Genomic DNA, 22,085 nt, shown 5'->3' on the forward strand with positions numbered 1-22,085 from the left:
TCCCTTAGATCACGATCAGGTCGGCTTGCAATGCGCCAGCCTGTTTCAGTGCTTCGAGGATTGCCATCAAGTCGCCCGGCGCCGCGCCGACCTGGTTCACCGCACGGACGATTTCGTCGAGGGTGGTGCCCGGACCGAACTTGAACATCGGCTTGGCTTCTTGCTGGGCGTTAACCCGCGAGCGCGGCACAACAGCCGTCTGACCATTGGACAGAGGGCCTGGCTGACTGACGATCGGGTCTTCGGTGATGGTCACGGTAAGGCTGCCGTGGGTCACGGCAGCTGGTGACACCTTGACGTTCTGGCCGATCACGATGGTGCCGGTGCGCGAGTTGATGATGACTTTCGCCACCGCCTGGCCCGGATCGACTTCAAGGTTTTCGAGGATCGACAGGTAGTCGACACGCTGGCTCGGATCAAGCGGCGCGCTGACGCGAATCGAACCGCCGTCAATGGCCTGGGCAACGCCAGGGCCGAGCATGTTGTTGATCTTGTCGACGATGCGCTTGGCAGTGGTGAAGTCCGAACGGTTGAGGTTCAACGTCAGGCTGTTGCCCTGGTTGAAACCACTTGGCACCGAACGTTCGACCGACGCACCGCCAGGGATTCGACCGGCCGACGGAACGTTGACGGTGATCTTCGAACCGTCACGACCTTCGGCATCAAAACCGCCAACCACCAGGTTGCCCTGGGCGACGGCGTAGACGTTGCCGTCGATACCTTTGAGCGGGGTCAGCAGCAAGGTGCCGCCGCGCAAGCTCTTGGAGTTACCAATCGAGGACACGGTGACATCGACCTGCTGACCCGGCTTGGCAAACGCCGGCAAGTCCGCACTGATCGAGACCGCTGCGACGTTCTTCAGCTGCACGTTGCCCGAACCCGGCGGTACCTTGATGCCGAACTGCGAGAGCATGTTGTTGAAGGTCTGCAGGGTGAAAGGCGTCTGCGTCGTCTGGTCACCGGTGCCGTTAAGCCCGACCACCAGGCCGTAGCCGATCAATTGGTTGGAACGTACGCCGGAAATACTGGCGATATCCTTCAGCCGCTCGGCCTGCGCGTTGAACGCGGCGGACAGCATCAGGGCGGCCACCATGAGGTGTTTAAGATTCAAACTGGCCACCTAGAAAGGGAACAGCGGGCTGAGGAAGAAACGGTCGAACCAGCCTGGCTGACTCGCATCGGCAAACGAACCGGTGCCCGAGTAGGTGATGCGTGCATCGGCGACGCGGGTCGACGACACGGTGTTGTCGGTGGCAATGTCATCGGCGCGCACCAGACCGGCAATCCGCACCAGCTCGTCGCCGGTGTTGAGGGTCATCCACTTCTCGCCGCGTACCGCGATGATGCCGTTGGGCAGCACATCAGCCACGGTGACGGTGATCGAGCCGACGAGGGTGTTGCCCTGCGCCGCCTTGCTGTCGCCCTTGGTCGCGCGGTCGCCTTCATAGCTGGCGTCCAGGCTCAGGTCGCCACTGCCGAACGGGTTGTTGGTGTTGGGCGTGGAGCCGAACAGCGAACTCAGACCGATGCTGGCCTTGCTGTTCTTGCCAATTTGCGAGTTGGCGTTTTTGCTCGCCTGAGTCTTCTCGTTCAAGGTGATGGTGATGATGTCACCGACCCGGAACGCCTTGCGGTCGCTGTACAGGTTCTGTTCAAAACCGGCCTGATAAATCGAGCCATTGTTTGCGGCAGCCGGCAACGGCGTGCGCGGCAACACCGGCGCGTAATACGGGTCATTGGGCTTGGGCGTCGATGGGACGCAGCCCGCGAGCACAACAGCCCCACTCAGTGCCAGAACAGATACAAAGCGATTCATGACCCTACCTCACGGTGTTGCAGGCGACCTCATGGTCGCCTCATAGACTTGATTACAGATTCTGCGTTACGAACGAGAGCATCTGGTCGGCGGTGGAGATCACCTTGGAGTTCATCTCGTAAGCGCGTTGAGTGGTGATCATGTTGACCATCTCTTCAACGGTGCTGACGTTGGACGTTTCCAGGGTGTTCTGCAGCGTGGTGCCGAAACCGTTCAGGCCCGGGGTACCAACTTGCGGCGCACCGGAAGCAGCGGTTTCCAGGAACAGGTTGTTCCCCACGGCCTGCAGACCGGCCGGGTTGATGAAGTCGGCGGTTTGCAGATTGCCGATCACCTGGTTGGCCGGGTTACCCGGAACGGTGATGGACACGGTGCCGTCGCGACCGACCGTGAAGGTCTGTGCGTCGTTCGGAATCACAATGGCCGGCTCCAGGGCGAAGCCGCTGGCATTCACGATCTGACCGTTGGAGTCGAGGTGGAACGTACCGTCACGGGTGTACGACGTGGTGCCGTCCGGCTGCAGGATCTGGAAGAAACCGCGACCGTCGACCGCCAGGTCAAGTGGCTGCTCGGTGGTTTGCAGGCTGCCGGCGGTGAAGTTTTTCTGAGTGCCGACGATGCGCACACCCGTACCCACTTGCAGACCGGACGGCAGTTCGCTGTCCTGGGTCGACTGGGCGCCAGGCTGGCGTTTGATCTGATAGAGCAAGTCCTGGAACTCGGCGCGGTCACGTTTGAAACCCGTGGTCGACACGTTGGCCAGGTTGTTGGAAATAGTGGTCAGGTTGGTGTCCTGGGCGGACAGACCTGTTTTGGCAACCCATAGAGCCGGAAGCATTCGATTCTCCTCGTGCGCCTGTTTTACGGCGCGACGTTCTGATAATTAGCTGATCTGCAAGACCCGAGCCATGGCCTGGTCATCGTCTTTGGCGGTGTTCATCATCTTGATGTGCAGCTCGAACTGCTTCGACAAAGCCAATACCGAGGTCATTTCTTCCACGGCATTGACGTTGCTCGACTCAAGGAACCCGGACACCAGTTTGACGCCGGAGTCGGCTTGCGCCGGCTTCCCGTCCTTGGTGTGGATCGAACCATCCAGGCCCTTGGTCATGTTCTTCAGGTCAGGGTTGACCAGTTTGATGCGGTCGACTTCAGCCATCACACGCGGGCCTTCGCCCATCGCACGGATGCTGATGGTGCCGTCTTCGCCGACTTCGATCTGCTGCTCGGGCGGCACGGCGATCGGACCGCCATTGCCCATCACCGGCATGCCGTTGCCGGCACGCAGCACGCCCAGGGCGTCGATGTTCAGGCTGCCGGTGCGCACATAGCTTTCAGCGCCATCGGGGGTCTGCACGGCGATCCAGCCGTTGCCTTGCACCGCGACATCGAGATCACGACCGGTTTCAACCAGCGAACCAGGGGAGAAGTCGGTGGCCGGGCGTTCGGTCATCGCAAACGCACGCGCCGGAAAGCTGTCACCAAACACCGGCATCGAACGGGCCTGTTCCAGGTCCTTCTGAAAACCGTTGGTGGAGATGTTTGCCAGGTTGTTGGCATGAGCCTTCTGCGCCAGTGCATTCTGGCTGGCGCCGGTCATTGCCACATAAAGGTACTTGTCCACACTCTTTCCTCTGCATGCCGGACGTTTGCCGCCCACCGCTGTACTGATGAGCGATAAGCAATTTACAGACCAACTTTTTTTTGGCGGCGCCGGGCCCGGCAAACAAAGGACTTGAGGGGTTTCAGAGGGGAATGGGGGATTGTGTCAAAGTCGAAAAACCGGCGGTGTCATGCCGGTGGGTGGCAACTGTCGGCCTTCATGACTGGCGCTTGGCAACCTGTGGCGAGGGAGCTTGCTCCCTCGCCACAAAAGACCCGCCGTGCGTCAGGCATTGGGCTCTTTGCCGACATCGTACTCACGCAACTTGTTGGCAATGGTCGTATGCGAAACGCCCAACCGCTTGCCCAGTTGCCGACTGCTCGGATGCTCGGAGTACAACCGCTCCAGCACCGCTTTCTCAAAGCGCCCGACAATCGCATCCAGCCCGCCCTCCAGCGAGAAATCGCCAAGCGGCTGACGCACACCGTAATCCGGCAGACGAATATGTTCGGCCTTGACCGTCCCGCCTTCACATAGCGAAACCGCCTGGAACAGCACGTTCTCCAATTGCCGGACATTGCCCGGCCAGTGGTAATGACTGAGCCGCTCCATCGCGGCCGGGGCCAATTTCGGCAGCGGGCAACCGATCTGCCGACTGGCCTGGTCGAGGAAGTGCTCCACCAGCGGCGTCAAGCCGTCGAGGCACTCACGCAGTGGCGGAATGTGCAACGACAGCACGTTCAAGCGGTGATACAAATCCTGGCGAAACTCGCCCCGGGCGCACAGCTCGGACAAATCCACCTGAGTGGCGCAGATCACCCGCACATCCAGATAAACCTCTTCATCACTGCCGACACGACGGAAGCATCCGTCCTGCAAAAAGCGCAGCAATTTAACCTGCAAGCGTGGGCTCATTTCGCCCACGCCATCGAGAAACAGCGTACCGCCCGCCGTCAGTTCCAGCAGCCCAAGCTTGCCTTCGGCGCGTGCGCCTTCGAAGGCGCCAGGGCCGTAGCCGAACAATTCGGTCTCGGCCATCGATTCCGGCAAACCGGCGCAATTGAGCGCCATCAACGGCGACTGCCCGCGCGGGCTGGCGAGGTGGCAGGCGCGCGCCAGCAATTCTTTACCGGTGCCGGTTTCGCCTTCTATCAATAGCGGCGCATCCAGCGGTGCCATGCGCCGGGCTTCGCGCACCACCGCGGCCATGACTTTCGAGCTTTGGAAGATGCTGTCGAACCCGCGCAGTTCCTGCTTGCGCACGTTGTAGATGCGCTCCCCTACCCGGTCCGCACGGTGCAGCGTCAGCACCGCTCCGGCCATCGCCTCGCTGTCGTCATGTTCCGATTGCAGCGGCGCGATATCAGCCAGGAACACATCCCCCTTGACCTTGACCCGCAGCCCGTTGATTCGCGACTTGTTGGCGCGCACCAGTTCCGGCAAATCAAAATCCTCGGCGTAACGCGACAGCGGAATCCCCGGCACCTCATCCACCCGCACCCCGAGTAACTGCGCCGCCGCACGGTTAGCCGCGACGATGGAGCCGCCCATGTCGATCGACAGCACCGGAAACTCCAGGGCGCCGAGCAAGGCATTGAGCTCCATGTGCCGACGTTCGCTGGGCATCAGCCCTACCCGCTTGACGCCAAACACCCCGGCAATCGATTCGAACTTCGGACGCAGGGCCTGGAACTGAATGTTGATCAGGTTCGGACAATGCAGGTAGATCGCATTGCCATGCTCACCGCCGACCTCACCCCGGGCAACGTTGATCCCGTACTCCACCAGCAAGTTGAGAATGTCACGCAGGATGCCGATGCGGTTCTGGCAGTGGACTTTGATACGCATATAAATGGCCCGAAAAACGATAAATGAGGTCAATGCCTGCACACATTCCCTGTGGGAGCGAGCCTGCTCGCGAACGCGGTGAGTCAGTCGACATCAACATTGACTGATCCACTGCTTTCGCGAGCAGGCTCGCTCCCACAGGGAATCGCAGCGCTCAATTGAACGTGCCCTGCAGAATTTTTCAGTCGAACGTGAAGATAGTCGTCAAGATTATGTGACACCCATCGACCTTTTCAAACCCGGAAATCGCCGCAGACACGACTTTCTCCGCAATCCGTAACGAAAACTTTACGTAAAACGCCGATTTTTCCTACAAAGCGCGCCGCACACCTGCTGCAACGCCGCACGCCTTGGGGTATTTCTAGGTCCATAGCAGCACATAACAAGAACGAAATCCCCTCGCAGGAGAGCAGCATGAAGCAGACGCAGTACGTGGCTCGCGAGCCCGATGCGCAAGGTTTTATCGACTACCCCGCTGAAGAACATGCGGTGTGGAACACGCTGATCACTCGTCAACTGAAAGTGATCGAGGGCCGTGCGTGCCAGGAATACCTGGACGGTATCGAAAAACTCGGTCTGCCCCACGACCGCATCCCGCAACTCGGTGAAATCAACAAAGTCCTCGGTGAAACCACCGGTTGGCGAGTGGCCCGAGTTCCAGCGCTGATCCCCTTCCAGACGTTTTTCGAGTTGCTGGCGAACAAGCAGTTTCCAGTGGCAACGTTTATTCGTACCCGCGAAGAGCTGGACTACCTGCAAGAGCCGGACATTTTCCACGAGATCTTTGGCCACTGCCCGCTGCTGACCAACCCCTGGTTCGCTGAATTCACCCACACCTACGGCAAACTTGGCCTGCAAGCGACCAAGGAAGAACGCGTTTACCTGGCGCGTCTGTACTGGATGACCATCGAGTTCGGCCTGGTCGATACCGCTGATGGCCTGCGCATTTACGGCGGCGGCATTCTTTCCTCTCCAAAAGAAACCGTTTACTGCCTGTCGAACGAACCTGAGCATCAGGCATTCGATCCGCTGGAATGCATGCGCACGCCGTATCGCATCGATATCCTGCAGCCGCTGTACTTTGTCTTGCCGAACCTCAAGCGTCTGTTTGATGTGGCTCATGAAGACATCATGAGCATGGTCAAGCAAGGCATGCAGCTGGGCTTGCACACCCCGAAATTTCCACCAAAGGCTGCGTGATCCGCAGCTTTTAGAATCAAGTGAGCCTGTCATGAGCCGACGCTTTGGTTTAGCGTGGTGACACTGACGGCCGATGTCCAATCATTCGATTTCAGGAACACATCATGTCCACATTGAACCAAGCCCACTGCGAAGCCTGCCAAGCCGGTGCCCCTCAAGTCAGCGACGAAGAGTTGCCGATCCTGATCAAGCAAATCCCGGACTGGAACATCGAAGTACGCGACAGCATCATGCAGCTGGAAAAAGTCTTCCTGTTCAAAAACTTCAAACACGCACTGGCGTTCACCAACGCCGTCGGTGAAATCTCCGAGGCTGAAGGTCACCACCCGGGCCTGCTGACCGAGTGGGGCAAAGTCACTGTCACCTGGTGGAGCCACTCCATCAAGGGTCTGCACCGCAACGACTTCATCATGGCCGCGCGCACTGACGAAGTGGCCAAGGACGCCGAGGGCCGCAAATAATGCATTTCGACGCCATAGGTCGAGTTCCCGGCGATCCGATTCTCGGCTTGATGGAAGCCTATGCGCAGGATCCGAACCCGCGCAAATTCGACCTCGGCGTGGGCGTCTATAAAGATGCCCAGGGCCTGACGCCGATTCCGCAGTCGGTGAAGCTGGCCGAGCAGCGTCTGGTCGATCGCCAGACCACCAAGACCTACATCGGTGGTCACGGCGAACCGGCCTTCGGCAAAGCCATCAGTGAGTTGGTGCTCGGCGCGGACTCCGCGCTGATCTCCGAGCAACGCGCTGGCGCGACCCAGACCCCGGGCGGCACCGGCGCATTGCGCTTGAGTGCCGACTTCATCGCCCAGTGCCTGCCGGGCCGTGGCGTGTGGTTGAGCAACCCGACCTGGCCGATCCACGAGACGATTTTCGCGGCGGCCGGGGTCAAGGTCAGTCATTACCCGTACGTGGGCAGCGACAATCGCCTCGACGTCGACGCCATGCTCGCGGTACTGAGCGAAGCGCCGAAGGGCGACGTGGTGTTGCTGCACGCCTGCTGCCACAACCCGACCGGTTTCGATCTGTCCCATGACGACTGGCGCCGAGTGCTGGACGTGGTGCGCAGTCGTGACCTGGTGCCATTGATCGACTTCGCCTACCAAGGCTTCGGCGATGGCCTGGAACAGGATGCCTGGTCGACCCGTCTGTTCGCTGACGCGTTGCCGGAAGTGCTGATCACCAGTTCCTGCTCGAAGAACTTCGGCTTGTACCGCGACCGCACCGGCGCGCTGATTGTCTGCGCAAAAACCGCTGACAAGCTTGTGGACATCCGCAGCCAGCTGGCCAACATCGCCCGCAATCTGTGGTCGACGCCGCCGGATCATGGTGCCGCCGTGGTCGCAACCATTCTTGGCGACCCGGAACTGAAAAGCCTCTGGGCCGACGAAGTGGAAGCCATGCGGTTGCGCATCGCCCAGTTGCGCAGTGGCTTGGTCGAGGCGTTGGAACCCCATGGTTTGCGTGAGCGTTTTGCGCACATTGGCGTGCAACGCGGGATGTTCTCTTACACCGGGTTGACGGCGGAGCAGGTTAAACATCTGCGCGATCATCACAGCGTGTACATGGTCAACTCCGGCCGGGCCAACGTGGCCGGGATTGATGCAACGCGTCTGGATTTGCTGGCTGAGGCGATTGCTGAAGTCTGCAAATAACCCCAGCCATTGCACCATCAACTGTGGGAGCGAGCCTGCTCGCGAAAGCGGTGTGTCAGTCGACATCAACATTGACTGATCCACCGCTTTCGCGAGCAGGCTCGCTCCCACTGTTGTTTTGTGTTGTTCCCTCTTCCAGACCTGTCTAGACAATCCCATCCGTCGCAACAAATGGATATAAAAGTCTGATTGTCATTTTCAGTGCTGTATCCTGCCCAAGCTTTTTAAAAGCGCGGATCTACCAGATCTATCAACAGACTTTGCGAGGAGCGCGAACCATGCACGAGATCCCTAATCTCCCCTTCCCAAGCCTGCACGAAACTGAGCAGACAACCACGCAACAAGCCGGCGCCCAACAGCCCGAGCCCAAAGAAGCCACTGAACGCCGCCAGGCCGACAGCGAAGACTGAAACACCTGCAATGCCAGACCGTGTGGAAAGCGCTAACATGCGCTTTCCACACCGCCTGAACCCCGAGCTTCACACCATGACCGATGAATTCAGCGAGACCCAAGCCAGCGTCCTGATCGGCACTGCCGAGAAGATGATCGAGATCTGGAACCGACTCTCCCCCGAGAAACAAGCCGCACTGCTCGCCCGCTTCGGCACTCAGGAAAACGCCCTGGCCGCCCTGGTCACGACGCAACTGGTTGCCCCCGCCAAGCCCTGAACCACGCCGCCCGGCAAATAGTTTTACTTTTTCCACGACCCGCGAGCGCTCGCGCCGCTATCATAAGCAGCCTATCTATCCTGCTTTCCCGTGGACCTTTACCCATGTCTGAAAACCAGCGCCCCCTGGCGGTCACGCTGCAAGTCGTTTCCATCGTTCTGTTTACCTTCATCGGCTACCTGAATATCGGCATTCCCCTGGCCGTATTGCCCGGCTACGTCCACAGCGACCTGGGTTTCGGCGCGGTCATCGCCGGCCTGGTGATCAGCGTGCAATACCTGGCCACCCTGCTCAGCCGTCCTTACGCCGGGAAAATCATCGACAACAAGGGCAGCAAACTGGCGGTGATGTACGGCCTGGCCGGTTGCGGCTTGAGCGGTGTGTTCATGCTGGTTTCGGCCTGGACGCAGAGCCTGCCGACCGTGAGCTTGATCAGCCTGTTGATTGGCCGCCTGGTGCTCGGCAGCGCGGAAAGCCTGGTCGGCTCGGGATCGATTGGCTGGGGTATCGGCCGGGTCGGCGCGGCCAACACCGCCAAGGTGATTTCCTGGAACGGCATTGCCAGCTACGGCGCACTGGCCGTCGGCGCGCCGCTGGGGGTGCTGCTGGTTCATCAGTTGGGCTTGTGGAGCATGGGCGTGAGCATCGTGCTGCTGGCCGTGCTGGGCCTGGCGCTGGCCTGGCCAAAAACCGCCGCGCCGATTGTGGTCGGTGAACGCTTGCCGTTCATGCATGTGCTGGGGCGGGTGCTGCCACACGGCTGCGGTCTGGCGTTGGGCTCCATAGGCTTTGGCACCATCGCCACTTTCATCACCTTGTATTACGCCACGCAACACTGGGACAACGCGGTGTTGTGCCTGAGCCTGTTCGGCGCCAGCTTCATCGGTGCGCGCCTGTTGTTCGGCAACCTGATCAACCGCCTCGGCGGGTTTCGCGTGGCGATTGCCTGCCTGTCCGTGGAAACGCTGGGGTTGCTGCTGCTGTGGCTCGCGCCGGATGCCCATTGGGCGTTGGCCGGTGCAGCGCTGAGCGGTTTCGGATTTTCGCTGGTGTTTCCGGCGCTCGGCGTAGAGGCGGTCAACCTGGTGCCGGCCTCCAGCCGTGGCGCGGCGGTCGGGGCTTATTCGCTGTTCATTGATTTGTCGCTGGGGATTACCGGGCCATTGGCCGGTGCCATTGCGGCCGGGTTTGGTTTTGCGTCGATCTTTCTGTTTGCCGCGATTGCCGCACTCAGCGGTTTGGCATTGAGCGTTTACTTGTACCGGCAAGCGCCGAAGCAACGCGAAGCGCGGGCGCGTTAAAAATCGACCTTGCCGCGTCCGGCCTTGATGCTGCCGCGCTTGGTCTTCGATTCGAGTCGACGTTTTTTTGAACCCAGCGTCGGTTTGGTCGGGCGACGCTTCTTTTCGACCTTGGTCGCGCTGATGATCAGCTCGGTCAAGCGCTCCAGCGCATCGGCGCGATTGGCTTCCTGTGTGCGGTATTGCTGGGCCTTGATGATCAACACGCCTTCGCTGGTGATGCGACTGTCACGCAGCGCCAGCAACCGCTCCTTGTAAAACTCAGGCAAGGACGAGGCAGGAATGTCGAAGCGCAGGTGCACGGCGCTGGAAACCTTGTTGACGTTCTGCCCGCCGGCGCCTTGCGCGCGAATGGCCGTCAACTCGATCTCGGCATCCGGCAGATGCACGTTGTTGGAAATCACCAGCATGGAAAAGCGTCCGTATTCAGAGTGCGCAGGATACCGCGAATAAGCTCTCCGGCACGCCGCAGATCAACTGTGGGAGCGAGCCTGCTCGCGATGAAAACAACAAACCCGGCATTGGCCGGGTTTGTCGTTTCTGCGTACGGCGTTATTTCACCGAAGCCTGCAACGCGTGCTGCGCACTGCGCTTGTTCTTGATGCCGTAGCAGATCCACATGAACACGACCCACACCGGAATCGCGTACACCGAGATCTGGATCCCCGGAATCAGCAGCATCACGCACAGGATGAACACCACGAACGCCAGGCAGATGTAGTTCCCGTACGGGTACCACAGCGCCTTGAACAGCGGCGTTTGCTGGGTCTTGTTCATGTGCTGGCGGAACTTGAAGTGCGAGAAGCTGATCATCGCCCAGTTGATCACCAGGGTCGCAACCACCAGCGACATCAGCAGTTCCAGCGCGTTTTGCGGGATCAGGTAGTTCAACAGCACCGCAATCAGCGTCACCGCCGCCGAAGCGAGGATCGAACGCACCGGCACGCCGCGCTTGTCGATCTTCGACAAGGCCTTCGGCGCATCGCCCTGTTCGGCCATGCCCAGCAGCATACGGCTGTTGCAGTAGGTGCCGCTGTTGTACACCGACAACGCCGCAGTCAGTACCACGAAGTTGAGGATGTGCGCGGCGGTGTTGCTGCCGAGCATCGAGAACACTTGCACGAACGGGCTGCCGCTGTAGGAATCACCGGACGCGTTGAGGGTCGCCAGCAGGCTGTCCCATGGCGTCAGCGACAACAGAATGACCAGCGCGCCGATGTAGAAAATCAGGATCCGGTAGATCACCTGATTGATGGCTTTCGGGATCACGGTTTTCGGCTTGTCGGCTTCAGCCGCAGTGAAACCGAGCATTTCCAGGCCGCCGAAGGAGAACATGATGATCGCCATGGCCATCACCAGACCGCTGACACCGTTCGGGAAGAACCCACCGTGGGACCACAGGTTGCTGACCGACGCTTGCGGACCGCCGTTACCGCTGACCAGCAAATAGCTGCCCAGGGCAATCATGCCGACAATGGCCACGACCTTGATGATCGCGAACCAGAACTCGGCCTCGCCAAAGACTTTGACGTTGGCCAGGTTGATCAGGTTGATCAGCACGAAGAAGCCGGCTGCCGAGACCCAGGTCGGGATGTCCGGCGCCCAGTAGTGGATGTATTTGCCGACCGCGGTCAGCTCCGACATGCCCACCAGGATGTACAGGATCCAGCAGTTCCAGCCTGACAGGAAGCCGGCGAAACCGCCCCAGTATTTGTGCGCAAAGTGACTGAAGGAACCGGCGACGGGCTCTTCAACGATCATTTCGCCGAGCTGGCGCATGATCATGAACGCGATGAAGCCGCAGATGGCGTAGCCGAGGATCATCGACGGGCCAGCGGATTTCAGGACCCCGGCCGAGCCGAGGAACAAACCGGTACCGATCGCACCACCGAGGGCGATCAATTGAATGTGGCGATTTTTCAGGCCGCGCTTCAGCTCGCCTGACTGCGAGTTTTGTCCACTCATGAAAAGGGTCTCACGTTCTGCATCGTTACAACGTTCATGCGTCACCTGTTTGTTTTTATCTGTGACGAAATCGAACCCGGCACACTCGTGGCGTGGCGGAGTGAACAAGGCGGATAGCCTTGAGGTTTGCGCATTTGCGCAGGAGGTCACAGGTAAAACGCGGCGCATTGTACACCGCTAACCCCCTGCTGCCAGACCCGCTGGATCAGCGTGTTGTAAGCCGGGATTGCCGGTGTCCGCCCCGAGTATCTCGGGCGGCTGCAAATAAAGAGTCAGACCCTTGCGGATCATTGACGGGAACGATTGAAAAATCGCCCCACGGGGAGAGTTGGGTTTGAATCACGGCGTACATTGCGCCTCCTTCTTGTTATGCACCTGCACGACAGGCATGGGGCGCATCTGACCCTTCCTGCGACGCTGAAACAAGCGGCCCAGAGCCTTGGGCGATGGTTGATCGGATTGATTTCGGCAGCTTTTCCTTACACCCGTTCCGTAAGCGTCAACCCACGGGGTTTCAGGCGATATTTCGTCAGCATTTCTTTACACGGCGTAACGATATTTTTCCAAATCGGATTTATCTGTAGGACGACTGCAAATTGACGATAGGAAGCTTCCTAAGGAAAAAGCCGAGTTAGTTTTTGTTTTCTATTAATAAATAACCCTTAAAAGAAACAAACTAAACAGTTCACTGAACATCTTATTTGATTATTTTTTTGCATTATAAAAATCCCTCAACTAGGTTTGCAGCGACTTGCCGAGCCGCATCGACCGGCAAGTTGTTTCTACTCAAAAGTCATTAAGGAGTTTCACCATGCAAGCACTGGATAAAGACTTGGAAACTGAACTGCAACTGGACGATTGGTTTGAAGCACCGACCCATGAAGCCGCCGTAGAAATGATGCAAGCCGACGCGGTAGTTCCGTTCGGCACGGCGATGTGGCCTCTGTAAGACCTCCCGGCAGGCGTAATCCGGCCGGTTGTGCCTGCCACTTTTTACCGGTTTGTCACGGAGGACAGCATGGATAAGCATCGCGCCATTACGCATTTTCTCTACTACCTCGAACAGCACCCAGCCCTTGCCGGCATCAACCCGGCGAAGGTCTTGCTTGGCCACACCGCCGATTACGAGGCGCTGACCGGCGCTATTGCCGAACACGCCGGTGACCGCCACCCCTTGCGCTTCAACACGCTACGCCTTGATCTGGAGCCCCCGGCTTTACTGGCCCAGGCCATCGCCGACTGCGATCTGTACATTTTTTTCTACGACTCTTCCACCCTGCCCAACCCACGCCCCGAAGGCCCGGAGTTTGTCCGCGCACTGCATGGCGTGATGGCCGAGAACTGGAAGAAGTCGCTGCTATTCAAGGATTACGGCGATTACTTCTACGACACCTTCAGCGTCACCCCGCAACGCATTGCCGGGTTGAACAGCCATTTGATCCAGCGCCTGTCCCAGGCCACGACGTTAAGCTTCAAAGATGAACACGGCTCCTGGTTTGACGCTCCGCTGAACAGCATTAAAAAGTGGACTGACATCAATGGCATCGGCAACTTTGATTTGGCACCCGGTGAAATCGCCACGCACAGCGAAGCGATTAATGGGCAGGTGAAGTTCATGGGGACTTTTCTCAGTACGATTCCGTTTGCCCGCAAATACGGAGTATTGGAATCACCGCTGGAGTTATGGATCGAGAACTCGACCATCCGCAAAATCGCCACCGAGGTGCCGGGGCTGGAACATGACTTCAATAAATACCTGGAGGCCAATCCGTCGAATCGACGGATTGAAGAACTGGGGATTGGCACCAATGAGGGCGTGAAAGCCTTGTATGCGCGCAATGCCGGGTTCGAGGAGCGCCATTGCGGGCTGCACCTTGGGTTGGGCGGTGGCGCCAAGGGTAGCCATCATCTGGATTTGATCTTCTCCGGTGGCGTGTTGGCGCTGGATGACGAGCCGGTGTTTGATGGGCGGTTTGTGTTCTAGCCGTTGAAAAGGAGGTGCTGCAACTGGCGTCTTCGCGAGCAGGCTCGCTCCCACAGGTGACCGAGTTCTCTCGGGGAAATGCGATCAAATGTGGGAGCGAGCCTGCTCGCGAAGACGCCCGGTCATTCAACCCCGCACTTAAGCCAAGCCAAAAAAAACGCCATCCCGAGGGATGGCGTTTTTTATGTGGCGCTTACCGATTACTCAGGCTTGCGACGACCAAAGCCCGGACGCTGGCCCGAACCGGCTGGCGCACCGCGGCGCTTGCCCGATGGCGCGTCCTTGTCGACCAGGACGATACCTGGGCGTTTCTTCGGCGCTGGCTTGGCCGGGCGCTTGGTATCGCCAGGACGGTCGGCCACTGGCGTACCGCGACCCGACTCACCACGACCTGCCGGAGCACCGCGATCACTGCGACCGCCGCTTGGCGCACCACGGCCTTCGCCGCGCTCGGTGCGACCGTTGGCCGGACGTGGCGTGCGTGGACCGCGCTCGCCATCAGCACGAGGTGCTGCTGGCTTGCGGGCTGGACGCTCGCCTTCGAAATGCGGCTCGCGGGTATCACGCGGCGTAGCAGCGGTCTGGTTACCGATGGCTGGACGCAACGAACGCACGCGCTCGGTCTTGCCCATCGGACGCGACGATTTACGCTGCATACGGTCGAGCTTGTCTTTGCTCTTCGCGTTCATTTGCGGCATGGCAACCGGCGTCAGGCCAACTTCAGCACTCAGAATGTCGACTTCGTACTGGCTCATTTCGCGCCAGCGACCCATCGGCAGGTCGGAGTTGAGGAACACCGGACCGAAACGCACGCGCTTCAGACGGCTGACCACCAGGCCCTGGGATTCCCACAGACGACGAACTTCGCGGTTGCGACCTTCCATTACCACGCAGTGGTACCAGTGGTTGAAACCTTCGCCGCCTGGTGCCTGCTTGATGTCGGTGAACTTGGCCGGGCCGTCTTCGAGGACGACGCCTGCTTTCAGACGCTCGATCATCTCGTCGTCGACTTCGCCACGCACACGTACCGCGTATTCACGGTCCATTTCGTAGGAAGGGTGCATCAGGCGGTTAGCCAGTTCACCGTCGGTGGTGAACATCAGCAGGCCGGTGGTGTTGATGTCCAGACGGCCGATGTTGATCCAGCGACCTTCTTTCGGTTTCGGCATCTTGTCGAATACGGTCGGACGGCCTTCCGGGTCGAGGCGGGTGCAGATTTCACCGTCGGGCTTGTTGTACATGATCACGCGGCGTACCGACTCGGCGGCTTCTTCGCGCTTGATCACGCGGCCATCGATGGTGATGGCGTCATGCATGTCGACACGCTGACCGAGCGTGGCGTCTTTGCCATTGACCTTGATGCGGCCGTGGCTGATCCAGGCTTCTACGTCACGGCGAGAGCCGACGCCGATACGGGCGAGGACTTTCTGCAGTTTTTCGCCTGCTGGGCCGATTTCCTGGTCGTCTTTCTGGTCGTTGATACTCATCTGGGCACCTCCCGGTGTGGTCTGTTCAGGCAGCTCTGAGTGAGGGGCCTGAAGCGATGTAAATCTGTTCAACTTGGGCGAAGGGATCGCCGAAGGGTCGCGAATCATACGCTCATGTGGGCATTTGCGCATCAGAGACTAGCTGATGAACACAGAGTTACCTGTTTTTCCGCCGACCGGTGGCATCACAAGCCCCCTTTTGTAGGAGTGAGCCTGCTCGCTCCCACAGGGGGTTGTAGTGTCTACAAAATCCGGGTCAGTCGTCGAACTCGCGGCGTTCGGCTTCGATGGCTTCGGCCAGCGCCCGGGCTTCGGCTTCTTCGTCGCTCAATTCGGGCTCGGGCTCGGGCTCGGGTTTCGGTTGTTCGAGGGCGGCAACGGCGGCCAATAGTTTTTCGCGAGCCTCGGCGACGCCCAGAACGTCGTCTTCGAGCTCCGGTTCCGGCTCTGCTTCGGCTGTTGCCTCGGGCTCAACCTGAAGTTCACCGCCGACTTCAGGTTCAAACGCGGTCATCTCGCCATCGCGTAACAAATCGTCGAAGTCGGTCTTGAGCCCCTCCTCCATGGTGTCCAGCTCCAGCAACAACGTGTGGAAACTGGTTTCTTCCTTGGGTTCTTCCGGCTCGGCGCTGGCGTCCGCCAACTCTTGCAGGCTGGCAGGCACGGGCGCGTCGTCGAAATCGAGCACGGGGTCCGGTTCCAGCTCGCGCAGTTCAGCCAGCGGCGGCAGGTCGTCGAGGTTTTTCAGGTTGAAGTGATCGAGAAACGCCTTGGTGGTCGCGAACATCGCCGGTTTGCCGGGCACATCGCGGTAACCGACGATGCGGATCCACTCACGCTCCATCAGCGTCTTGACGATCTGACTGTTGACCGCCACGCCCCGCACGTCTTCGATCTCGCCCCGGGTGATCGGCTGGCGATAGGCGATCAGCGCAATGGTTTCGAGCATGGCGCGGGAATATCGCTGCGGCCGCTCTTCCCACAAACGCCCGACCCACGGCGAAAACTTTTCGCGGATTTGCAGGCGGTAGCCGGAGGCAACTTCTTTCAGCTCGAAAGCGCGCCCGTCACAGGACTTGGCCAGGATCGTCAGCGCTTTCTTGAAAACCGGCGGCTCCGGCCGCTCGCCCTCTTCGAAGAGTTCGAACAGGCGTTCAAGCGATTGCGGCTTTCCCGAGGCCAACAAAAAGGCTTCAAGCAATGGCGCCAGCTCGCGGGGTTCAGTCAGGTTCATGATTCAACTCGTTATTCGGCTCGGGCCCGCACGTGGATCGCTGCGAACGGCTCATTCTGCACCAGCTCGACCAAGGATTCCTTGACCAGTTCGAGGATGGCCATAAAGGTCACCACCACCCCGAGTCGCCCCTCTTCGGCGGTGAACAGCTCGACAAAGGGCACAAAACCGCCGCCCTTGAGCCGATCCAGCACATCGCTCATGCGTTCGCGGGTAGACAGCGCCTCGCGACTGACCTGGTGACTTTCGAACATGTCGCCACGGCGCAGGACCTCGGCCATGGACAACAGCAACTCAGACAGGCGCACGTCCGGCAACAGTTTGCGCGCCCGGGCTTCCGGGGCATCCAGCTTGGGTACCACGACGTCACGACCGACACGGGTCAGGCCGTCGATGCCTTCAGCGGCCGCCTTGAAGCGTTCGTATTCCTGCAAGCGCCGGATCAGCTCGGCGCGCGGGTCATCTTCTTCGTCTTCGATGGTTTCGGCGCGGGGCAACAGCATCCGCGACTTGATCTCGGCCAGCATCGCGGCCATCACCAGGTACTCGGCGGCCAGCTCCAGGCGCACCGATTGCATCAACTCGACATAGCCCATGTACTGGCGGGTAATTTCCGCCACCGGGATGTCGAGGATGTTGATGTTCTGTTTGCGGATCAGGTACAGCAACAGGTCGAGCGGACCTTCGAAGGCCTCGAGAAACACCTCCAGCGCATCCGGCGGGATGTACAGGTCCAGCGGCATTTCCAGTACCGCCTGGCCATACACCATCGCGAAGGGCAGCTCTTGCTGGGCTCCGGCCTGACTGTCGACTGCGGGTTCTACTGCGGACATCTATGCCTCGGCCATGAACGGCGCAGGGTCGCCGCAACCGACACGGATCACTTCCGGCTCGCCGTCGGCGAGATTGATTACGGTGGAGGCCTTGATCCCGCCGAATCCGCCATCGATGATCAGGTCGACTTGATGTTCAAGCAACTGACGCATTTCGAACGGGTCGGTCAGCGGGTCGGTGTCGCCCGGCATGATCAGGGTCACGCTCATCAGCGGCTCACCGAGCTCTTCCAACAGCGCCAGGGCGATTGGATGGCTCGGGACCCGCAGGCCGATGGTGCGTTTTTTCGGGTGCAACAACAGCCGCGGGACTTCGCGGGTGGCGTTGAGAATGAAGGTGTACGGCCCTGGCAGGTGCGCCTTGAGCAGGCGGAACGTGCCTGTATCGATCTTGGCAAACACCCCCAGCTGCGACAGGTCGCTGCAAATCAGCGCGAAGTTGTGTTTGTCATCCAGCCCACGCAACCGGCGCACGCGCTCCACGGCATTCTTGTCGCCGATCTGGCAACCAATGGCGTAGGACGAGTCTGTGGGATAAATCACCACCCCGCCTTTGCGGATGATCTCGACTGCCTGTTTGATCAGGCGCGCTTGCGGGTTTTCCGGATGAATCTGGAAAAATTGACTCACATTCTCTACCTGTTCAGACGGCGGCAATAATTGGGTCATGTTTGAATCGACACCACAGTGGTGGCAGATCCTCCGGGAGCGGGCGATATTCGCCAATCTCGGACCAGCCTCCAGGGCCATGAAAATCACTGCCGGCGCTGACCAGCAGACCGAACTCACGAGCAAGAATCGCCAGGCTGCCCACTTGTTCGGCGGGCTGATGGCCATTGACCACTTCAATCGCGTGGCCCCCGGCTTGAATATAGTCAGAAATCAGGCGGCGACGCTTGCTGCGAGTGAAATCGTAGTGCCAGGGATGCGCCAGGCTGACCCAGGCCTTCGCCGCGCGCAGGGTTTCGACGGTCTCTTCCAGGGTCGGCCAGTGTTGCTTGACGTCGCCCAGCTTGCCGGCGCCCAGCCATTTGCGGAAGGCTTCGGCGCGATCCTTTACAAACCCTTCACGCACCATCCAGTCGGCGAAGTGCGGGCGGGCCGGCGCGTTGCCGCTGTCGCCCAGTTCCTGCTGCAGGGCACGGGCCCCTTCCAGCGCCCCCGGCATGCCTTTCAACGCCAGCTTGCGGCTTATTTCTTCGGACCGTAGCCAACGGCCATCGTGCAATTTTGCAATCGCCTCGACCAACGGCGGCGCCGTGACATCAAATCCATAACCCAAAACGTGAATGGTCGCGCCGCCCCAGGTGCAGGACAATTCGACGCCGTTGACCAGTTGCATCCCCAGCGCCGTCGCGGCTGTGCGGGCCTCATCGAGGCCCTCGAGGGTGTCGTGATCGGTCAAGGCCAGGACTCGCACGCCTTTCTCGAACGCACGCGCAACCAGTACCGCAGGCGCCAGGGCGCCATCGGAGGCCGTGCTATGGCAGTGCAAATCAACATTCACGGGACTTTGTTACCTCAAATCAGCTGGCGCTATCGCGCGCCCATATGTTTGTTATTATGCCGCCACATCCTGCTTCTGGCTGCCACTGTGAAACAATTCATCGATTTCATCCCGCTCCTGTTGTTTTTCATCGTCTTCAAACTTGACCCACGGGTCGTCGACATCGGCGGTCATGAGTTGACTGTAGGCGGTATCTACAGCGCCACCGCGATGTTGATCATCAGTTCGCTGGTGGTTTACGGCACATTGTTCTTCAAGCAGCGCAAGCTTGAGAAGAGCCAGTGGCTGACCCTCATTGCCTGCCTGGTCTTCGGTAGCCTGACCCTGGCGTTCCACAGCGAAACCTTCCTCAAGTGGAAAGCGCCGGTGGTGAACTGGTTGTTCGCCCTGGCATTCATTGGCAGCCACTTCGTCGGTGACAGCCTGCTGATCAAGCGCATCATGGGTCACGCGCTGACCCTGCCGGAGCCCGTCTGGACGCGCCTGAACATCGCCTGGATCGCTTTCTTCCTGTTTTGCGGCGCCGCCAACCTGTTCGTCGCGTTCACCTTCCAGGACTACTGGGTCGACTTCAAAGTCTTCGGCAGCCTGGGCATGACGCTGCTGTTCCTGGTCGGCCAGGGCATCTACCTGTCCCGCCACCTGCACGATACCGACACCACTACGCCAAAAACCGAGGACTGACATGCTCTACGCAATCGTTGCCACAGACGTCGCCAACTCGCTGGAAGCCCGACTGGCCGCGCGCCCTGCCCACCTTGAGCGCCTGCAAGTGCTCAAGGGCGAAGGCCGCATCGTATTGGCCGGTCCGAACCCGGCAGTCGACAGCAATGATCCGGGCGCCGCGGGTTTCACCGGCAGCCTGATCGTCGCCGAATTCGATTCCCTGAGCGCCGCACAGGCCTGGGCCGACGCTGATCCGTATATCGCCGCAGGCGTCTACGCCAACGTTTCGGTCAAGCCGTTCAAGCAAGTCCTGCCATAACTTTCCCCCCAAAATGCCCCCGCGCGGTGAACCTTGTCGGTTCATCGCGCTCTCAACGCTCATTATTCTCGTTTGCCTGCCGACAACCTGCCCAATACTCGATTGGAATCAGGAGTCGCGATGCGCAAGGGTCCGTTGTGTCTGTTGTTGGTGACGTTGTCGATCATGGCCCCGGCCCACGGTGAAGAAGGTGCCGAGGGCGGTAATTCGACGCCGCTGTCCCTGAGCGCCGGCAGCCAGATTAGCGAGTTGCAGCAACGCTTGAAGGTCAGCGAGCAGCAACGGGAAGAATTGAACAAGCAACTGCAAAATACCGATGCCGAACGCGAAAGCGCTCAACTGAGCCGGTTGCGCCAAGAGAATCAGCGCCTCAAGCTGCAACTCAAGGAAGTGCAGGCCAGTAGCCCGTTGCCACGTCTGCTGACTGATCAGCAGCAATGGTTTGTTATCGGCGGTGGAGTAGCGCTATTGGCCCTGCTCTGCGGTATCTTCGCCAGTGGTGCCACCAGAAAACGTCGGCAATGGCTAAATTGAGTGATTCATGAGCGAGCTGTTACTAATTGATGATGACCAGGAGCTGTGCGAGCTCCTGAGCAGTTGGTTGAGCCAGGAAGGCTTTCAGGTCCGTGCCTGCCACGATGGCCAGAGTGCCCGCCGCGCGTTGGCTGAAACCTCTCCCGCCGCCGTGGTGCTGGACGTGATGCTGCCGGACGGCAGCGGTCTGGAGTTGCTCAAGCAATTGCGCAGCGATCACCCGGACCTGCCAGTGCTGATGCTGTCAGCTCGCGGCGAGCCACTGGACCGCATCCTCGGCCTGGAACTGGGCGCCGACGATTACCTGGCCAAACCCTGCGACCCACGTGAACTGACAGCCCGCCTGCGCGCCGTATTGCGTCGCAGCCATCCGGCGGCAGTGTCCAGCCAACTGGAACTGGGCGATCTGTGTTTCAGCCCGGTGCGCGGCGTGGTCAGCATCGATGAACAGGAATTCACCCTCACCGTCTCCGAAAGCCGTCTGCTTGAAGCCCTGCTCAAGCAGCCCGGCGAGCCGCTGGACAAACAGGAACTGGCGCAGATCGCCCTCGGCCGCAAGCTGACCCTGTACGACCGCAGCCTGGACATGCACGTCAGCAACCTGCGCAAGAAAATCGGCCCGCACCCCGACGGCCGCCCGCGCATCGTTGCGCTGCGCAGCCGTGGTTACTACTACAGCCTGTAACTAGCCAGGTGCAACCTGTGTCCAGCAGGCCGTTTTGTCAGGTTGGCGAGAAATCGTCTTTACCCAAGCTTTACGCTCCGCTGACTGCCGCTGACCTTGATCTGCGTAATCTGTACTCATCCGGAACGTACCGGGAACGAGACAAGGAGATTCACCATGCGCAAGACTCTTATCGCTCTGATGTTCGCCGCCGCTTTGCCGACCGTTGCCATGGCCATGCCTGAAGGCACCGGCCCGATGGGTGGGCCGATGGACGGCTCGCGCCACGGCGGTCAGATGCACGGCATGCACGGCAAAGGCCCGTACAGTCAGCTGGACCTGAGCCGCGAACAGCGCGAGCAGATCCGCAAGATCATGGGCGAGCAGATGCACGAGCGTAAGCAACTGGTCGACAAGTACCTGGAGAAACTCTCGCCAGCCGACCAGAAAGCCCTGAAAGACGAAATGACCGCCAAGCATCAGAAAGCCGAAGCCGATGTACGCGCCGTGCTGAAACCGGATCAACAGAAGAAATTCGACGAGATCCAGAAAAAGCAGGCTGAGCGTCGCGCCGAGTGGGCCGAGTTCAAGGCCTGGAAAGCGCAACAACCGCAAAAAGCGCAATAATGCGCTGACCCCGGACCCAACGGCCAACCCGTTGGGTCTGTTACCCCCCAATCTAATGTGGGAGCGAACCTGCTCGCGAAGAGGGAGTGTCAATCGACATCATTGTTGAATGACCCTCCGCTTTCGCGAGCAGGCTCGCTCCCACAGGGATTTGCGTCAGCTTGAGGATTTTCT

25 protein-coding genes are annotated in these 22,085 nt (G+C 59.7%); 13 read left to right on the forward strand and 12 right to left on the reverse strand.

Annotated elements, in window-relative coordinates; all coding sequences use genetic code 11:
* Positions 1-4: 4 nt before the first annotated feature.
* From AC07N8_RS09265 to AC07N8_RS09285, 5 genes are all read right to left on the reverse strand, one after another.
* On the reverse strand, positions 5-1,093 hold the full coding sequence (locus AC07N8_RS09265; protein WP_493143253.1) for a flagellar basal body P-ring protein FlgI: 1,089 nt from the start codon (positions 1,091-1,093) through the stop codon (positions 5-7).
* Between the two features lie 27 nt (positions 1,094-1,120).
* Complete coding sequence (flgH, locus tag AC07N8_RS09270) at positions 1,121-1,816, reverse strand: flagellar basal body L-ring protein FlgH (RefSeq protein WP_493143185.1); 696 nt, start codon at positions 1,814-1,816, stop codon at positions 1,121-1,123.
* A 52-nt stretch (positions 1,817-1,868) separates the two neighbouring features.
* Complete coding sequence (gene flgG, locus AC07N8_RS09275) at positions 1,869-2,654, reverse strand: flagellar basal-body rod protein FlgG (RefSeq protein ID WP_027922324.1); 786 nt, start codon at positions 2,652-2,654, stop codon at positions 1,869-1,871.
* Between the two features lie 45 nt (positions 2,655-2,699).
* Positions 2,700-3,440, reverse strand: a complete 741-nt coding sequence (locus tag AC07N8_RS09280; protein ID WP_483840732.1) for a flagellar basal body rod protein FlgF — start codon at positions 3,438-3,440, stop codon at positions 2,700-2,702.
* Between the two features lie 264 nt (positions 3,441-3,704).
* On the reverse strand, positions 3,705-5,267 hold the full coding sequence (locus AC07N8_RS09285; protein WP_483840731.1) for a sigma-54-dependent transcriptional regulator: 1,563 nt from the start codon (positions 5,265-5,267) through the stop codon (positions 3,705-3,707).
* 414 nt (positions 5,268-5,681) lie between these two features.
* On the opposite strand from AC07N8_RS09285, the gene phhA reads away from it, so the two are divergent.
* From phhA to AC07N8_RS09315, 6 genes are all read left to right on the forward strand, one after another.
* Positions 5,682-6,467, forward strand: coding sequence for a phenylalanine 4-monooxygenase (gene phhA / locus AC07N8_RS09290; protein WP_493143187.1), 786 nt, complete (start codon positions 5,682-5,684; stop codon positions 6,465-6,467).
* 104 nt (positions 6,468-6,571) lie between these two features.
* The gene (locus AC07N8_RS09295; protein ID WP_322221475.1) at positions 6,572-6,928 is read left to right on the forward strand and encodes a 4a-hydroxytetrahydrobiopterin dehydratase; all 357 of its coding nucleotides are present in this window, start codon (positions 6,572-6,574) and stop codon (positions 6,926-6,928) included.
* Positions 6,928-8,121 carry an amino acid aminotransferase gene (locus AC07N8_RS09300; RefSeq protein ID WP_493143190.1) on the forward strand — a complete coding sequence of 398 codons (1,194 nt, stop codon included), beginning with the start codon at positions 6,928-6,930 and terminating at the stop codon, positions 8,119-8,121. Before AC07N8_RS09295 ends, AC07N8_RS09300 begins: the two co-directional genes overlap by 1 nt.
* A gap of 278 nt (positions 8,122-8,399) precedes the next feature.
* Entirely contained in the window at positions 8,400-8,531 is a 132-nt protein-coding gene (locus tag AC07N8_RS09305) for a hypothetical protein (RefSeq protein ID WP_010461912.1), read from the forward strand.
* 76 nt (positions 8,532-8,607) lie between these two features.
* Positions 8,608-8,790: a hypothetical protein gene (locus tag AC07N8_RS09310; RefSeq protein ID WP_483840850.1), complete on the forward strand. Its 183-nt coding sequence runs from the start codon at positions 8,608-8,610 to the stop codon at positions 8,788-8,790.
* 104 nt (positions 8,791-8,894) lie between these two features.
* A complete protein-coding gene (locus tag AC07N8_RS09315; RefSeq protein ID WP_493143192.1) occupies positions 8,895-10,091 on the forward strand; it encodes an MFS transporter in 1,197 nt (398 codons plus the stop codon).
* Here the strand turns inward: AC07N8_RS09315 and arfB are convergent.
* Both arfB and AC07N8_RS09325 read right to left on the reverse strand, forming a co-directional pair.
* The gene (arfB, locus tag AC07N8_RS09320) at positions 10,088-10,501 is read right to left on the reverse strand and encodes an alternative ribosome rescue aminoacyl-tRNA hydrolase ArfB (protein WP_493143194.1); all 414 of its coding nucleotides are present in this window, start codon (positions 10,499-10,501) and stop codon (positions 10,088-10,090) included. The genes AC07N8_RS09315 and arfB overlap by 4 nt on opposite strands.
* A 142-nt stretch (positions 10,502-10,643) precedes the next feature.
* The gene (locus AC07N8_RS09325) at positions 10,644-12,056 is read right to left on the reverse strand and encodes an amino acid permease (protein WP_493143196.1); all 1,413 of its coding nucleotides are present in this window, start codon (positions 12,054-12,056) and stop codon (positions 10,644-10,646) included.
* A gap of 811 nt (positions 12,057-12,867) precedes the next feature.
* Between AC07N8_RS09325 and AC07N8_RS09330 the strand changes: the two genes are divergently transcribed.
* Complete coding sequence (locus tag AC07N8_RS09330; protein ID WP_170219177.1) at positions 12,868-13,005, forward strand: hypothetical protein; 138 nt, start codon at positions 12,868-12,870, stop codon at positions 13,003-13,005.
* Between the two features lie 69 nt (positions 13,006-13,074).
* Positions 13,075-14,040 (forward strand): M29 family metallopeptidase, encoded by a 966-nt coding sequence (locus AC07N8_RS09335; RefSeq protein ID WP_493143198.1) that lies wholly within the window; start codon positions 13,075-13,077, stop codon positions 14,038-14,040.
* A 200-nt stretch (positions 14,041-14,240) separates the two neighbouring features.
* On the opposite strand, the gene rluB is transcribed toward AC07N8_RS09335, so the two are convergent.
* The 5 genes from rluB to AC07N8_RS09360 all read right to left on the reverse strand — a co-directional run bounded on the left by rluB (position 14,241) and on the right by AC07N8_RS09360 (position 19,101).
* Entirely contained in the window at positions 14,241-15,527 is a 1,287-nt protein-coding gene (gene rluB / locus AC07N8_RS09340) for a 23S rRNA pseudouridine(2605) synthase RluB (protein WP_483840726.1), read from the reverse strand.
* Positions 15,528-15,783: 256 nt separating this feature from the next.
* Complete coding sequence (gene scpB / locus AC07N8_RS09345; RefSeq protein ID WP_493143200.1) at positions 15,784-16,761, reverse strand: SMC-Scp complex subunit ScpB; 978 nt, start codon at positions 16,759-16,761, stop codon at positions 15,784-15,786.
* 11 nt (positions 16,762-16,772) lie between these two features.
* Positions 16,773-17,594 carry a segregation and condensation protein A gene (locus tag AC07N8_RS09350; protein ID WP_487247653.1) on the reverse strand — a complete coding sequence of 274 codons (822 nt, stop codon included), beginning with the start codon at positions 17,592-17,594 and terminating at the stop codon, positions 16,773-16,775.
* Complete coding sequence (locus AC07N8_RS09355) at positions 17,595-18,224, reverse strand: L-threonylcarbamoyladenylate synthase (RefSeq protein WP_140667231.1); 630 nt, start codon at positions 18,222-18,224, stop codon at positions 17,595-17,597.
* A 13-nt stretch (positions 18,225-18,237) separates the two neighbouring features.
* On the reverse strand, positions 18,238-19,101 hold the full coding sequence (locus AC07N8_RS09360) for a PHP domain-containing protein (RefSeq protein WP_483840724.1): 864 nt from the start codon (positions 19,099-19,101) through the stop codon (positions 18,238-18,240).
* Positions 19,102-19,188: 87 nt separating this feature from the next.
* Here AC07N8_RS09360 and AC07N8_RS09365 point away from each other — a divergent pair, with 87 nt between their 5' ends.
* From AC07N8_RS09365 to AC07N8_RS09385, 5 genes are all read left to right on the forward strand, one after another.
* Positions 19,189-19,785, forward strand: a complete 597-nt coding sequence (locus AC07N8_RS09365) for a septation protein A (RefSeq protein WP_483840723.1) — start codon at positions 19,189-19,191, stop codon at positions 19,783-19,785.
* A gap of 1 nt (position 19,786) precedes the next feature.
* Positions 19,787-20,086: a YciI family protein gene (locus AC07N8_RS09370; RefSeq protein WP_084320523.1), complete on the forward strand. Its 300-nt coding sequence runs from the start codon at positions 19,787-19,789 to the stop codon at positions 20,084-20,086.
* Between the two features lie 120 nt (positions 20,087-20,206).
* A complete protein-coding gene (locus AC07N8_RS09375) occupies positions 20,207-20,620 on the forward strand; it encodes an SH3 domain-containing protein (RefSeq protein ID WP_483840722.1) in 414 nt (137 codons plus the stop codon).
* 7 nt (positions 20,621-20,627) lie between these two features.
* On the forward strand, positions 20,628-21,305 hold the full coding sequence (locus AC07N8_RS09380; protein ID WP_027922300.1) for a response regulator transcription factor: 678 nt from the start codon (positions 20,628-20,630) through the stop codon (positions 21,303-21,305).
* Positions 21,306-21,461: 156 nt separating this feature from the next.
* A complete protein-coding gene (locus tag AC07N8_RS09385; RefSeq protein WP_483840721.1) occupies positions 21,462-21,911 on the forward strand; it encodes a Spy/CpxP family protein refolding chaperone in 450 nt (149 codons plus the stop codon).
* The last annotated feature ends 174 nt before the right edge of the window (positions 21,912-22,085 follow it).

The sequence above is a fragment of the Pseudomonas sp. GW821-FHT10C09 genome (assembly GCF_059415465.1).

What these genes read in the sequence shown, in the direction of transcription:
- AC07N8_RS09370 (WP_084320523.1), top strand. Translation starts at nt 19,787, where the DNA reads ATGCTCTACGCAATCGTTGCCACAGACGTCGCCAACTCGCTGGAAGCC.
- AC07N8_RS09265 (WP_493143253.1), bottom strand. Translation starts at nt 1,093, where the DNA reads ATGGTGGCCGCCCTGATGCTGTCCGCCGCGTTCAACGCGCAGGCCGAG.
- AC07N8_RS09330 (WP_170219177.1), top strand. Translation starts at nt 12,868, where the DNA reads ATGCAAGCACTGGATAAAGACTTGGAAACTGAACTGCAACTGGACGAT.
- AC07N8_RS09295 (WP_322221475.1), top strand. Translation starts at nt 6,572, where the DNA reads ATGTCCACATTGAACCAAGCCCACTGCGAAGCCTGCCAAGCCGGTGCC.
- AC07N8_RS09315 (WP_493143192.1), top strand. Translation starts at nt 8,895, where the DNA reads ATGTCTGAAAACCAGCGCCCCCTGGCGGTCACGCTGCAAGTCGTTTCC.
- arfB (WP_493143194.1), bottom strand. Translation starts at nt 10,501, where the DNA reads ATGCTGGTGATTTCCAACAACGTGCATCTGCCGGATGCCGAGATCGAG.
- AC07N8_RS09350 (WP_487247653.1), bottom strand. Translation starts at nt 17,594, where the DNA reads ATGTCCGCAGTAGAACCCGCAGTCGACAGTCAGGCCGGAGCCCAGCAA.
- AC07N8_RS09385 (WP_483840721.1), top strand. Translation starts at nt 21,462, where the DNA reads ATGCGCAAGACTCTTATCGCTCTGATGTTCGCCGCCGCTTTGCCGACC.
- flgG (WP_027922324.1), bottom strand. Translation starts at nt 2,654, where the DNA reads ATGCTTCCGGCTCTATGGGTTGCCAAAACAGGTCTGTCCGCCCAGGAC.
- AC07N8_RS09375 (WP_483840722.1), top strand. Translation starts at nt 20,207, where the DNA reads ATGCGCAAGGGTCCGTTGTGTCTGTTGTTGGTGACGTTGTCGATCATG.
- AC07N8_RS09310 (WP_483840850.1), top strand. Translation starts at nt 8,608, where the DNA reads ATGACCGATGAATTCAGCGAGACCCAAGCCAGCGTCCTGATCGGCACT.
- AC07N8_RS09335 (WP_493143198.1), top strand. Translation starts at nt 13,075, where the DNA reads ATGGATAAGCATCGCGCCATTACGCATTTTCTCTACTACCTCGAACAG.
- flgH (WP_493143185.1), bottom strand. Translation starts at nt 1,816, where the DNA reads ATGAATCGCTTTGTATCTGTTCTGGCACTGAGTGGGGCTGTTGTGCTC.
- phhA (WP_493143187.1), top strand. Translation starts at nt 5,682, where the DNA reads ATGAAGCAGACGCAGTACGTGGCTCGCGAGCCCGATGCGCAAGGTTTT.
- AC07N8_RS09380 (WP_027922300.1), top strand. Translation starts at nt 20,628, where the DNA reads ATGAGCGAGCTGTTACTAATTGATGATGACCAGGAGCTGTGCGAGCTC.
- scpB (WP_493143200.1), bottom strand. Translation starts at nt 16,761, where the DNA reads ATGAACCTGACTGAACCCCGCGAGCTGGCGCCATTGCTTGAAGCCTTT.
- AC07N8_RS09325 (WP_493143196.1), bottom strand. Translation starts at nt 12,056, where the DNA reads ATGAGTGGACAAAACTCGCAGTCAGGCGAGCTGAAGCGCGGCCTGAAA.
- AC07N8_RS09300 (WP_493143190.1), top strand. Translation starts at nt 6,928, where the DNA reads ATGCATTTCGACGCCATAGGTCGAGTTCCCGGCGATCCGATTCTCGGC.
- AC07N8_RS09305 (WP_010461912.1), top strand. Translation starts at nt 8,400, where the DNA reads ATGCACGAGATCCCTAATCTCCCCTTCCCAAGCCTGCACGAAACTGAG.
- rluB (WP_483840726.1), bottom strand. Translation starts at nt 15,527, where the DNA reads ATGAGTATCAACGACCAGAAAGACGACCAGGAAATCGGCCCAGCAGGC.
- AC07N8_RS09285 (WP_483840731.1), bottom strand. Translation starts at nt 5,267, where the DNA reads ATGCGTATCAAAGTCCACTGCCAGAACCGCATCGGCATCCTGCGTGAC.